The 13143-nt window shown below is 33.0% G+C and carries 14 protein-coding genes; 7 read left to right on the top strand and 7 right to left on the bottom strand.

Features of this window, described 5'->3' with window-relative positions; all coding sequences use genetic code 11:
* Positions 1 to 2 precede the first annotated feature (2 nt).
* From EB819_RS06455 to EB819_RS06425, 7 genes are all read left to right on the top strand, one after another.
* Positions 3 to 455 carry a VOC family protein gene (locus EB819_RS06455; protein WP_317126152.1) on the top strand — a complete coding sequence of 151 codons (453 nt, stop codon included), beginning with the start codon at positions 3 to 5 and terminating at the stop codon, positions 453 to 455.
* A gap of 61 nt (positions 456 to 516) precedes the next feature.
* Positions 517 to 963, top strand: coding sequence for a VOC family protein (locus tag EB819_RS06450; RefSeq protein WP_069796693.1), 447 nt, complete (start codon positions 517 to 519; stop codon positions 961 to 963).
* Between the two features lie 61 nt (positions 964 to 1024).
* Entirely contained in the window at positions 1025 to 1447 is a 423-nt protein-coding gene (locus tag EB819_RS06445) for an SRPBCC family protein (protein WP_069796787.1), read from the top strand.
* Between the two features lie 83 nt (positions 1448 to 1530).
* Positions 1531 to 2550, top strand: coding sequence for a glutaminyl-peptide cyclotransferase (locus EB819_RS06440; protein ID WP_069796691.1), 1020 nt, complete (start codon positions 1531 to 1533; stop codon positions 2548 to 2550).
* 59 nt (positions 2551 to 2609) lie between these two features.
* The gene (locus tag EB819_RS06435) at positions 2610 to 3371 is read left to right on the top strand and encodes a hypothetical protein (RefSeq protein ID WP_069796690.1); all 762 of its coding nucleotides are present in this window, start codon (positions 2610 to 2612) and stop codon (positions 3369 to 3371) included.
* A gap of 5 nt (positions 3372 to 3376) precedes the next feature.
* Complete coding sequence (locus EB819_RS06430) at positions 3377 to 3991, top strand: deoxynucleoside kinase (RefSeq protein ID WP_069796688.1); 615 nt, start codon at positions 3377 to 3379, stop codon at positions 3989 to 3991.
* Positions 3992 to 4056: 65 nt separating this feature from the next.
* Complete coding sequence (locus EB819_RS06425; RefSeq protein ID WP_069796686.1) at positions 4057 to 4398, top strand: ArsC/Spx/MgsR family protein; 342 nt, start codon at positions 4057 to 4059, stop codon at positions 4396 to 4398.
* 51 nt (positions 4399 to 4449) lie between these two features.
* On the opposite strand, the gene EB819_RS06420 is transcribed toward EB819_RS06425, so the two are convergent.
* The 7 genes from EB819_RS06420 to EB819_RS06390 all read right to left on the bottom strand — a co-directional run bounded on the left by EB819_RS06420 (position 4450) and on the right by EB819_RS06390 (position 13126).
* Entirely contained in the window at positions 4450 to 5349 is a 900-nt protein-coding gene (locus tag EB819_RS06420; protein ID WP_069796683.1) for a TIGR01777 family oxidoreductase, read from the bottom strand.
* 51 nt (positions 5350 to 5400) lie between these two features.
* Complete coding sequence (locus EB819_RS06415; protein ID WP_069796682.1) at positions 5401 to 5709, bottom strand: DUF493 domain-containing protein; 309 nt, start codon at positions 5707 to 5709, stop codon at positions 5401 to 5403.
* Positions 5706 to 7103: a TolC family protein gene (locus tag EB819_RS06410; RefSeq protein WP_069796680.1), complete on the bottom strand. Its 1398-nt coding sequence runs from the start codon at positions 7101 to 7103 to the stop codon at positions 5706 to 5708. The genes EB819_RS06415 and EB819_RS06410 overlap by 4 nt, the downstream gene beginning before the upstream one ends.
* A complete protein-coding gene (locus EB819_RS06405; protein WP_069796678.1) occupies positions 7090 to 8391 on the bottom strand; it encodes an HlyD family secretion protein in 1302 nt (433 codons plus the stop codon). The genes EB819_RS06410 and EB819_RS06405 overlap by 14 nt, the downstream gene beginning before the upstream one ends.
* Before the next feature lie 4 nt (positions 8392 to 8395).
* Positions 8396 to 10051: a peptidase domain-containing ABC transporter gene (locus EB819_RS06400; protein WP_069796676.1), complete on the bottom strand. Its 1656-nt coding sequence runs from the start codon at positions 10049 to 10051 to the stop codon at positions 8396 to 8398.
* 89 nt (positions 10052 to 10140) lie between these two features.
* Positions 10141 to 10818, bottom strand: coding sequence for a DUF4197 family protein (locus EB819_RS06395; protein ID WP_069796674.1), 678 nt, complete (start codon positions 10816 to 10818; stop codon positions 10141 to 10143).
* Positions 10819 to 11146: 328 nt separating this feature from the next.
* A complete protein-coding gene (locus tag EB819_RS06390) occupies positions 11147 to 13126 on the bottom strand; it encodes an alpha-ketoacid dehydrogenase subunit alpha/beta (RefSeq protein ID WP_069796673.1) in 1980 nt (659 codons plus the stop codon).
* Positions 13127 to 13143 lie beyond the last annotated feature (17 nt).

Below are 13143 nucleotides of genomic sequence, written 5' to 3'. Positions count from 1 at the left end.
ACATGAAAAAAATATTATTTAGTTTTCAGTTGATTTCGCAATTAGCTTTTGCTCAAGAAAATAATACTTCAAATCAAAAAAATATGGAATTAGGAGCATTTTCAATAAGTCTTAAGGTAAAAGATATTAAAAAGTCTGTTGAATTTTACAAAAAACTGGGTTTCACTTACAAAGCTGGAAATATTGACCAAAATTGGATTGTTCTAAAAAACGGAAGTACAGTTATCGGACTTTTTCAAGGGTTTATAGAAGAAAATACACTTACTTTTAATCCAGGTTGGGATCAATCAGCATCAGAAGTTAATCCTTTTACTGATGTAAGAGAAATTCAGAAAAAACTGAAAGAAAAGGGAATGAAAGTAGACAGAGAGGCAAATGAAACCACAAAAGGTCCTGAATATATCGTCTTAACAGACCCTGATGGAAATTCTATTTTAATAGACCAACATAGATAAAAAAGGGAAAGTCAATCCTATTTTGTTAATTTTTTAAACCCAATCTACAAATATTAATACTATGGCTACAGCAAACATTTATCTTACTTTTGATGGAGAATGCGAAGCGGCATTCACGTTTTATCAATCGGTTTTAGGAGGAGAAATTCCTATGTGGAATAGATTCGGCGAAATGCCTCCACAAGAAGGAATGCCACCACTTTCTGAGGAACATAAAAACAGAATCATGCACGTTACACTTCCTATTTCTACAGAAACTGTTTTGATGGGAAGCGATTCTATGCCAGGAATTCATACAATTACCAAAGGAAATAATTTTGCAATTTCACTCAATGCACAATCAAGAGCTGAAGCAGAAAAATTATTTAACGGACTTTCAGAAGGAGGAAATGTAACGATGCCATTACAAGATACTTTTTGGGGAGCATATTTCGGAATGTGGGAAGACAGGTTTGGTATTCAATGGATGGTGAACTATGATGACCCTGATAAAATTCAGCAACATTAATCAAGATATTTTTTGTAAATTCGAGTATAAATAATTGTTCAATCTTAAAAATGATAACGCTATGCACGATAATGTTAAAATCAGCGTAAAAGTAAACGCACCAATAGAAAAAGTTTGGGATGCGATTACGAATAGAGAACAGATGAAAGAATGGTATTTTAATATACCAGACTTCGAATTAAAAGAGCATACCGCTTTTAATTTCTTTGAAGGAGAAGATAAAAAATTACACCATCACTGCGAAATCGTAGAGATTATTCCTCAGAAAAAATTAAAACATTCTTGGACATATCCTGATTATACCCATGATAAAACGTTAGTAAAATGGGAACTTCAGCCAGAAAACAACGGAACCTTGGTTACTCTTACACACAAAGGTTTAGAAAACTTTGATCATCTAGGCGCTGATTTTAAGAAAGAAAATTTCCAAAACGGTTGGGACGAAATCCTAAACAAGGCTTTGAAAAATTTTGTTGAAAACTAAAAATTCTTAAAATTTATTAAATATTAGGCATCATTCTTATAGAGTGGTGCTTTTTTTGTAATTTTGAACTAAATAATTTAAGAATGAAAAAAACACTTTTCGTAAGTATATTTGCCCTATTTTTATTGACTTCATGTAATAAAGACAAAGAGATTTTAGACGCTCTTAATACCTATAATACAGAAATGGAAACCAAAGGTTATCATTTCGGGGATAAAATAAACCTACCCAAAGAAGTTACAGAAAACGCAGAAAGCATCAGCATCAGTTTTGGAGACAAAGAAACCAGCGATTTAGTAGTAGATCCAGCATTTTTTACTTTAGGAGATAATGCGGTAACCATCAATATTACCAGAGATGGAAAAGTATTGACTCAAGATGCTACCATAAATGTTTTCGCCAAAAATCCAGAAGCGCAATTGACTTATGAAATCGTAGCAGAATATCCTCACGATAAGGCTAATTTTGTACAAGGATTTCAGTTAGAAGGAAACACCATTTATGAAAGTGATGGACAAACCGGACAATCTAAAATTTTAAAATATACCTTAGGTGAAACCAATGCTACAACTTTTACTGCGCAACCAGCAGATGTTTTCTCTGAAGGAAGCACTATTGTAGGAAACAAAGTATATCAGTTGACTTGGCAAAATAAAAAAGGTTTTATTTATGATAAATCATCGCTTAAACTTTTGTCAGAATTTCCTTATCCTAATGTAATGGGAGAAGGTTGGGGTTTAACGTATGATGGTAAAAATCTTATCGCTTCAGACGGAACTAAAAATCTATATTTCTTAGATGTAAATGATCCTTCTAAAATGGTGAAATACATCTCTGTAGCTGGAAATACTGAAGTGTATGACCAATTAAATGAATTAGAATATGATAACGGTTTTGTTTACGCTAATGTTTGGCAAAAACCAATTATTCTAAAAATTAATCCAAAATCAGGAGAAGTTTTGGCAAAAATAGATTTCTCAGAAATTGTGAAAAAACACAACACAGGAACAGATGATGTTCTTAACGGAATTGCCTTCAAAGGACAAAACATGCTTGTTACAGGAAAAAATTGGGACAAGATTTATGAAGTAAAAATAAAGTAAATTTCATACTGAAAGTTTCTGGTTTTTTCTTGACAATACATTTTACAAACACAAATGCCATGAAACGATTATCACTTATTTTTACATTTATTTGTGCTGCACTTTTTGCACAAAAAGAATTTCCTATTATCATAAAAGATAGTATTAGAGATGTTCTTATAGATGATTATGAGAACATTTATGTGTATCGCAATAGCGATTTGAGTATTCTGAAATATGATTCTCTTGGTCATAAAAAAGCACAAGTCATGTTTCCGCAACCGTTTAAAATACAATCGGTTGAAAATCCTCTGAATATTTTTCTGTTCTCAGAAAACGGACAGGAAATTAAAATTCTAGACCAGAATCTTAATGAAATTCAGTATCTAAACCTATACCAAAAATTTGGACATGTAAAAGTGGTTTATTCGCAAGATTTACAGTTTATTTGGGTGTTAGATTCAGCTCGAAAGCAATTGATACAGTACAATTATCGAGAGGATAAAATTATCAATATCTTTCCTTTTGACATGGATTTGAGTACTGTGGTAGATTTTATCGTGTATCAAAATCAATTATACTTACTCAGAGAAAAATGTTTCAGCGTTTATGAACTCAAAGGTGCTCATAAATATTCTATCGATATAGAAAATGGTAAAAGATTAAGACGCGTAAATGATAAAATTTACGTGATAGAAAAAAATACCATTTCACTCTACACACCAGCTCAATTATTCTATCCTGTATTTTCTAAAGAAAATTTTATCATTGTGGAAAAAAACAGCAATCATTTTTTGGCTTTCATAGAAGACAAACTTTATCTTTACGGAATAGAAAAATAGAATCGATGCATATTGCTGTTACTGGAAACATAGGCGCGGGAAAAACTACTCTAACTACCATGTTGTCAAAACATTATGGTTGGGATGCGCAATTTGAAGATGTAGATCATAATCCATATTTAGAAGACTTTTACGAAGACATGAGCAAATGGAGTTTTGCGCTCCAAATCTATTTCTTAGGAAGCAGATTTCGCCAGGTAAAAGAAATTAGAGAAAGTGGTAAAAATATAGTTCAAGACAGAACCATCTACGAAGATGCGTATATTTTTGCGGAAAACTTAAATGATATGGGCTTACTTACCGAAAGAGATTTTAACAATTATTCTTCTGTGTTTCATCTGATGAAATCCTTTGTTTCGGCACCAGATTTGCTAATTTATTTGAAGTCAGATGTTCCTAATTTAGTAAAGAAAATCTACAAAAGAGGAAGAGATTATGAAGCCAGCATTAGCATAGAATATTTATCTAAACTAAACGAAAAATACGAAAAATGGATTTCTAACTACAAAGAAGGAAAACTACTTATTATAGAAGTTGATGATTTAGATTTTGTAGAAAGACCAGAAGATTTCGGGTATATTTTAGAGAAAATAGAAGCAGAATTGCACGGACTTTTTTAAGCAGTAGCGTTGTAGAATGATTGAGAATTAGAGAACATTGATTAAACATCTAATATCCAAAATTTATGATCACGATCTTACATAATAATCGCTGCGGAAAATCTAGAGCTGCCTTACAGTTTTTAGAATCTAAAGGATTACAATTTGAAGTAAGAAATTACTTAGAAAATCCATTGTCTGAAGTAGAAATAGAAGATTTATTATCTAAATTAGATACTTCAATACATAATATTATCAGAAAAAATGAAGATTTGTGGAAAGAAAATTTCTCAGAAACAACGTATTCTGATAGTGGTTTAGTTTCTATTTTGGCAAATTATCCTAAACTTTTGCAAAGACCAATTGTGATAAAAGATAATAAAGCTATCATCGCAAGAGAAATAGAAAAGTTAGAAAAATTTCTATAAAATAAATGAAAAGCGAACTCGAAAGAGTTCGCTTTTTTGATTTAAAGTTTTTTATTGGTTGATTAAATCTTCCAAGGCATGATTTAAATTCGGGTATTTAAAAGTAAATCCTGTGGATTTTATTTTCTCGTTTGACGCTCTGCTTCCCTCTAAAATAATAGAAGACATTTCTCCCATAATGAGTTTCATCATAAATGCTGGAACAGGAATAGGCAAGAAAAATTTATTTGATTTTTGAGCCATGCTTTTCATGAAAGTTTCATTGGTAACGGTTTCATCTGCTACAGCGTTGTAACTTCCATTGTATTGAGGGTTTTCTATCGCTTCTACATACATATTTGCCAAATCTTCTATGTGAATCCAGTTCATCCATTGTTTTCCTGTTCCTACAGGTGAAGCCAAGTTGAAATCCGTCAATTTTTTCAATGGAACAAAACTTCCGCCTTCTTTTGCCAAAACCATTGCTGTTCTTAAGCAAACCACACGTTCTGAAATTTCAGAAAATTGATAAGCAGATTTTTCCCAATCCACTGAAAGTTCAGCCAAAAAATCTAGTTTTTTGATGGGAGAGTTTTCAGTGAGGATTTCATCGCTGGTATACGTTCCGTAATAATTAATTCCAGAAGCTGAGATAAAGCTTTTTAGTTTGATTTGATGCTTTTCGCAGTAAGATTTAAGAAGATTAGCAGCATTAATTCTAGAGCTGTAAAGTTCTTTTTTGTATTCTTTTGTCCATCTTTTGGCAATGGTAGCACCCGCTAAATGAATGATGGCTTCTATGTTTTCAAAAGCAGCATCTTCTATGAAATTTTGATCTGGATTCCATTGAAATTCATTAGGTTTTCCCGTTTTTTTTCTGGTCAAAATTACAATTTCATGACCTATTTCTTTTAGTTTTCGAACTAAGTATTTCCCGATTAAACCAGTGGCTCCTGTTACTAAAATTTTCATAAGTTAAATTTCAAAATTTATAAATCATCCATCATCCTTCATCCACTATTATTACAACATAATTACGCCTTCAATTTTGGCAACTTCCTGATAAAGTCTGATCACATGTTCCGCATCCAGTACGAAACATTGTATGGTAATACTGATGTATTTTCCGTTACTGCTTTCTCTGGTAGAAAAAGTATTTTTGGTGCCGTCAAAAACCTTATAAATTTCTGTAAGCTTTTCTTGATTATTGACAATGATGAATTTATAAAGATAATCTTCAGGGAAATTGTGATTTTTCTCTAAATTTATTTTTAAAGAAGCATAAAATTCTGCTTGTTCATCAAATGGTTCGTTTCCTGTTACTTCTATCATTGTTTTAAAGTGTTGTTTTCCAGCCAGTTCAGTTTAAAATAAGTTTTAATCGTTTTGGCTTTCAGTTCTAGAAATTTTTCTTGAGTTTCTAATAGTTTGTTTTCTCTGCTGTTAATTAAGAAAAGTGAACTTTCACCATTAGAAAATTTAATTTCTTCGGCTTTTAAAAGCCTTTTATAATTCTCAATGAGCGATTCATTATTTTGAGTTAAAGATAAGAAATTGCTCATTTCTGCATTGTAAGTCTGTATTTTGGTTTTTAATTCTTGATTTTTAAATTTTATATTCTCATTATTCTGGAGAATTTTCAGCTTAATGTTTTGATAATCAGCACGAGCTTCTCTCATGAATATGGGTAACTCCAATTTTATACCATATTGATAATTGTTGTCAAAAAGTGGCAGAATGTCCTGATTTTTAAACTCTTTATTGTACAAATTGTAATTGAAATTGATTTTAGGAAGAAAATTTTGCCATTTTAGTTTCCTTTCCAGTTCCAAAGATTTAGATTTTTCAAAATAATAATTCAGCGCATATTGTGTATCAATATTTTGTAAAAGTTTCTCGGTGATGATAAAGTAATCTTGGGTAAACTGAGTGTTCAGTTGTTCACTTGGTTTGGTAAATAACGGAAGATTGTAATTTTCACCGTTTTCTTTCCAAAGAAATTGTGAAAGTTCTATGGTAGAAATATTAAACTTGTTCTGATATTCTATGGTTTTGGCTTCGAAACTTTGCAGTTGCGTGAAAGCTTCTACGGTATCTATGGCTGGTCTTTCTCCCAACTCAAATGATTTTTTGACCAATTGATATCTTTTTTTGTTGAGGTCAAGAACCTTTTTGTTCAATTCTAAAATTTCGTAATTTTTCACCCATTCCCAAAAACTGAAATTTGCTTCCAAAAGGATTTCATTTTTGAGCATTTCTTGCTCGTAAAAGGTCATTTTGCTGAAATTTTTCGATTGCTGAATGGCAGTTCTTCTTTTATTGTAAACCAAATCTCTCGCAAGCGGAATGCTTATTCCTACATGATTCAGAACGCCTTTTGTTTCTTCATTATTTAGTTTATTTCCAGTCAAATCATTGGTGCCAATGTTGAAATCTATCCCGTACCAAGTTGGGAGATTCAGTTCTATGTTTTTTTGACTGTAATAAAGCGTGTTGTCTATTTTTTTCTCGCCAATTTTTGCAGAAATATTTGGGTCAAGTAAAGCTTTGGCTTTCAAAATATTATTTTGAGCAATATTTTTTTCCCAATCAGAAATTTTAATAATTGGATGGTTTTTTTGAACCCAAGAAATATAATTTTCATAGCTCAAAGCAATAGAATCTTGAGCGAAAAAATGATAAGACGTGAAAAGAAAAATAAGCAATAAAATTTTATTTTTTCTCATTCTTTTGGGTGTTTACTTGATAATAATCTGGCGGAAAACCATTGATATTTCTCCATATTTCGTACCAAATCGGCACATCATTCAGAATGGCAATTCCACTGGCTCCTGTTCCGATTTTCATGTTGGGAGGCCATCTTTTTTGAGTTTTATCTTCGGCAACAATCGCTTTAAACAAACCGTTTTCACTGATGGAATTTTCTATGGCAATAATTTTTCCAGAAAAAGTTCCGTAGCTAGAATTAGGCCAACCTGAGAAAACAATCGCAGGAAATCCGTCGAAAGTGAGCATTACTTTTTGATTTTCTCTAATCAGCGGTAAGTCAACAGGTTTTACATAAATTTCTGCTATGTAATCTATCGTTTTCGGAACAATAATTCCGATGGTTTCTGCATCTTTTACAATTTCGCCAATTCCGGCTTTCGTGAGTTGTGTAATTTGTCCGTCTTGCGTTGCCAAAATGTAATACAAACCTTTTCTCACTTTATAGGTTGCCACTTGATTTTCTAATTTTGCGATGTCACCAGTGCTTCCTGCAACTTGTCCCATACTTTGGAAACGATCGCCTTCAGTTTTGCTTAATTTTTCTGTATATTCTTGAATAACAGCGTTTTGTTCTATGTTTTGAGCCGTGATTTCTTGTTGGGTTTGTGCCAATTTATTCTCCGCAGACGTTTTCTTGGCAAGAGCATTCTGATAACTTACATTTCGTTGTTGCAACTGAGTAAGAGAAACCAAACCTTCTTCATACATTTTATTCTGACGATTAAGCTGGTCTTGAGCAATTTTTAATTCGTTGTTTACGGCGGTAAGTTCGGCTTGTTCTGCTTTTAATTTATTCTGTAACTGAGCAATTTTAATTTTAATTTGATTCAGTTTCAAATCTTTAGCAGTAGAAATGGCTGCAATTTGGTTTTCTGTGGTAGAAATTTTGGCATTATAGTATTCTCTCACACCTTTTTTGGCTTGAACTTGTTCCTGAGTTCTTTCTACCAAAAGTGGGTCTAGATAATCGTCTTTAATTTCAGAAATTTGAAGAATGGTATCGCCTTTTTTTACGACATCTCCGTTTTTCACGTACCATTTGATGATTCTTCCAGGAATAGGAGAGTTCAGTTTTTGAGGTCTTTGTTCCTGAAATAAAGTATTAACATTTCCTTGAGTTTTAATATTCTGAGTCCAAGGCAAAAACATAATGAAAACAAATGCTAAAAAAGTAAATAAAAACCATTTGGCAACATTTGATTTCTTATTGATATGATAAATATTTTCGAGTGATTTGAGTTGCATCGTTTTATTTTTTAGTTTCTAATTGACCATTAATCATGTGAAAATGTTGATGAGCTTTTTGGATAAAGTCATCATCTTGAGTAACCACAATAATGGTTTTTTCCTTGGCTAATTCTTGTAAAAACGCTATCATTTTTTCTTTGATTTCTTTAGAAAGTCCATCATAAGGATCTTCTAAAATGATGATTTTATTATCCGTAGCAAGAGCTCTTAGCAGAAGGATTATTTTCTTATTGCTGTAAGAAAGTTGAGAGTTTCCATCTTGAATTTTGGTCAAAAATCCGTTGGTAAACTTAGTCCCGAAATCATCAATTCCTATTTTTTGAGCAATATGATTGATTTTTTCTACGGTTATTTTTTCATTTCCCAGTTGAATATTTTCCAGTATTGTTCCTTTGAAAACATCTATATCATCTGTGTGAATACTGATTCCTCTTCTGATTTGGTCTTGAGTTAAATTTTTAGAAGAAACATCATTGTATAAAATATGTCCAGAAGTAGGGGCGTAAATCCCAGACATCAGATTGATGAGCAGTGATTTTCCTGAAGAAAGCTCTCCCGAAATCACATTGATGCTACTTGGTTGAACTTTGAAATTTAAATTTTTCAGAATGTCTTCATCTCCAAAACCAAAAGAAACATTTTTAAATTCAATAGATTGAATATCATCTTTGATATGGATAATGTCGTTTGTTTCATTTTCTAGCGGTAAATCTGTAACCTTAGAAAGTTTGCTGAGCGCCGTAATGACATCATAATAACTTTCTAAACTTTTGATGAGTTTTTCTACTGCGGTTAAAATGGTAAGCACTACAATTTCAGCAGCGATAAACGCACCAATATTTAGCTTTTGATTGACCAATAGATAGGTTCCGATTACTAACATAACCAGTGTAATCAAAACTTTGAAGAAAATAATGGTTTTATATTGAAATAATAGAACTTTGAAATGATGCGTTCTGTAACTTAGATAATCCAGAAGTCTGTCATCCGTTTCTCTAAGGTGAAGGTTGGTGTGTTTATTGGTTTTGAAAGATTTTACCGAACTGGCAATATCTTCTAACCAAGATGCGACAAAATATTTCTTATCACTTTCGATTAAACTTGTTTCTATCCCTTTTTCTGAAGTATAATTAAAAATCAAAACGACTCCTAACAATACAATTGCTCCAAAAGCTAAAAACCATGGGTGATAAAAAGAGAGTAGAATGATCCCAAATAAAATATGAATAATAGCAGTCGGAATTTCGAGCAGAATTTTAGAAATTCCTTTTTGTAAATTTTGGGTGTCAAAAAAACGATTGATAAGTTCTGGTAAGTAATATTGATTGGTCTTTTCGAGTTTTATTTTTGGTAAAGTTTCCGAAAAAGAGATGGCATATTCTACGAATATTTTTTGTTGAATTTTTTCAATTATTTCCATTACTTTAACCCTGAAAAATCCTACCAACCAAGTTCCGAGAACTACAAATGCAATGAGAATATAAATAGAAGTAACCATAGTTGCACCCATCGCAAAACTGATGATGGCTTGTATTCCCAGTGGTAAACTCAACTGAACCAGACCACTTAATATGGCATAAAAGTAAATATTGAGAACATCTTTTCTTTCTTTAGTTATATACTTCAGAAGCCTTTTTCCTTGCTCTTTTGCCGTCATTGTGTTTTAAATTTTGTCAAAAGTAATACACAAAAAAATCAATTGCAATAGCTCGCAATTGATTTTACATATCATGATATTGAAAACCTCTATTTCAAAATATTCATAGGATTTTCTGGATTGGTTTTTTCGTAATTTTCTACAATGTTGAACAGTCCATTCACCATTTGTTCAGCTGCTAAATTGCTCAAACTTAAACTTGCAGAAGAATTAGAATTTTGATTTCCTAACAAACCGCCAAGCAAATTATTTCCTTGTAAAGCAAGATTTACACTTCTTACAATACCGTATTCATTGAGTTTCGCATCTACTTTTGGCGCAATCGCGGCCATGAGTTGTGCACTGGTTTTTTGTTTAAGATAAGCTGTAGCAGCGCCGCTTCCACCTTGTGCAATTTGTTGAGCTTCTGCCGAAGTCATATCATTAATCGCATTGATTAAAATAGGTTCTGCTATCGGTGCAACAAATGCAGCTGCATCTGCAATGTAGCCTTTTTCCTTCTGAACCAAATTGCTTAATCCTAATTTTTCTAGAGTAGAATTAATGTCTTTCAGTTGTTGTGGAAGTGCAGCATTAATCAATTCATTGCCCAAGAAACTATTTTTATCTTTAAAAATTCCTAAACCTTTAGAAACGCCACCAATTAAAATCTTTTTAAGAACCGAAAGTCCTACTGTAGTGGCAATTGTCATACAAGATTGTGTGGTAGTGGCAATAATTCCCACCGAACCCAATGCTAATCCTGCTGCTAAAATATATTTTTTCATAATAATCTTTTTAAGGGAAGTTTTCAAATATCAAGCCAAAGTTACAATTTTTTGGGCGTGTATTTTTCCCTTGCTTTTTCCATGCAAAAAAATACCGCGCTTTTCGCTGCAATTCCTCGTGAAAACTAACGCTCGCTTCGCTCGCGCCATTTTCACTGTGGGATTTCCGCTGCAATCGCTCACGCAAAACAGTTCCGAGTTTCAACATCCGAAATCCATCATCCAACATCCATCATCCATCATCCATCATCCATCATCCATCATCCATCATCCATCATCTAACATCTAACATCTAACATCTAACATCCAACATCAAACTTCTAGCTTCTCAATATTTCAAAATTCTCTCTACAGCTTCTGCCAATTCTTCATTGGGCATAAATTGGTCTTCTAGCTTTTTGTTGAATGGAATTGGTGTATCCATAGAAGCTACACGTAAAATAGGAGCGTCTAAATCCTCAAAACAATGTTCAGAAATCAATGCAGAAAGTTCCGCCCCGAAACCACAAGTTAAAGTGTCTTCGTGCAGAATTATCACTTTATTGCATTTTTTCACTGATTCGTAAATGGTTTCAGTATCGAGTGGAACCAGCGTTCTTAAATCGATAATTTCTAAAGAAATTTCAGGATTTTTTTCTGCAAATTCTAAAGCAATGTGAACTCCTAAACCGTAAGTAATAATCGTAAGTTCCTCGCCTTCTTTTACTTTTCTGGCTTTACCAAATGGAGTAGTGTAGAAGCCTTCTGGAACGTTTCCTTTCAGACTTCTGTATAATTTTTTATGTTCGAAAAACAATACTGGATTTGGGTCTTCAAAACTTTGTATCAATAAACCTTTTGCATCATCAGGAAACGCAGGATAAGCGATTTTCAGTCCTGGAGTTTTGGTAAACCAAGCTTCATTGCTTTGAGAGTGAAAAGGTCCCGCTCCAGTTCCCGCTCCAGTTGGCATTCTTACCACTACATCAGCATTTTGGTTCCATCTGTAATGGGTTTTTGCCAAATTATTGATGATTTGATTGAAACCTTCCGTTACAAAATCTGCAAATTGCATTTCTACCATAGACTTGTAGCCATTAATGCTGAGTCCCAAACCAGAACCTACAATCGCTGCTTCGCACAATGGTGTATTTCTCACTCTTTTTTTACCAAATTTTTCAACAAAACCCTCTGTAATTTTAAAAGCGCCGCCATATTCTGCAATATCTTGTCCCATCAAAACAAGATTAGGATGGTTTTTCATGGAAATTTCTATGGCTTCAGAAATCGCATCGATAAATCTTATTTCTCTGTTTTGTAATTTTTGTGGTAAGATTTCTTGATTATCAAAAGGCGCATAAACATCTTCTAATTCCGTTTTTTTATTCGGAATGATTTCTGGTTCTGCGATGGTTTGGTCAAGTGCTTCGTCAACTTGTTTTTTATAGGACTCTTTTATTTCTTCAATCAAATTTTGATTTAAAATTCCTTCAGAAAGTAAGAATTGTTCATAGTTAGCAATTGGGTCTTGTTTTGTCCATTCTTCAATCATTCCTTCTGGATAATAGGCCGTTCCAGAAGCTTCTTCATGACCTCTGAGTCTAAAAGTATTGCACTCTACCAAAATAGGCCTAGGATTTTTTCTGATGCTTTCTGCTAAATTTTTGAAAGTCTGGTAAACTTCTAAAATGTTATTTCCATTGATTGAATGGGCTTCTATTCCGTAGCCAATTCCCTTATCTGCGAATGATTTGCATCTAAACTGTTCACGAGATGGAGTAGAAAGTCCCCACTGATTATTTTCAACGACGATGATGACTGGCAAATTCCAAACAGCGGCAGTATTTACAGCTTCGTGGAAATCTCCTTCAGAAGCGCCACCATCACCAGTGTAAACCAGTGTGCATTTTTCTTCCTGATTCAATAAATGAGAAAGAGCAATTCCGTCTGCAACTCCCATTTGCGAACCCAAATGAGAAATCATTCCCACAATTTTGAATTCCTGAGTCCCGAAATGAAAACTTCTGTCTCTTCCTTTGGTGAAACCATTCATTTTTCCCTGAAACTGAGAAAAAAGTCTATCTAGTGGAATTTCCCTAGAAGTAAAAACACCTAAATTTCTATGCATGGTTAAGATGTATTCTTCTTTGTTCATCGCAAGAGCAGAACCTACAGAAGTGGCTTCTTGTCCCCAACTAGAAAACCATTTCGAAATTTTACCTTGTCGTAAAGCAATGAGCATTTTTTCTTCTATGGTTCTGGGTAAAACCATTGCTTTGTAAAGGTGGAGTAGTGTTTCTTTATCAAGATTTTCGGTGTTGAAATTCATAAGGAATGTTTAAACTC

The sequence above is a fragment of the Cloacibacterium normanense genome, from assembly GCF_003860565.1.
In the GTDB taxonomy this organism is placed as follows: domain Bacteria; phylum Bacteroidota; class Bacteroidia; order Flavobacteriales; family Weeksellaceae; genus Cloacibacterium; species Cloacibacterium normanense.
This window is presented reverse-complemented; position numbering and strand designations above follow the sequence as displayed.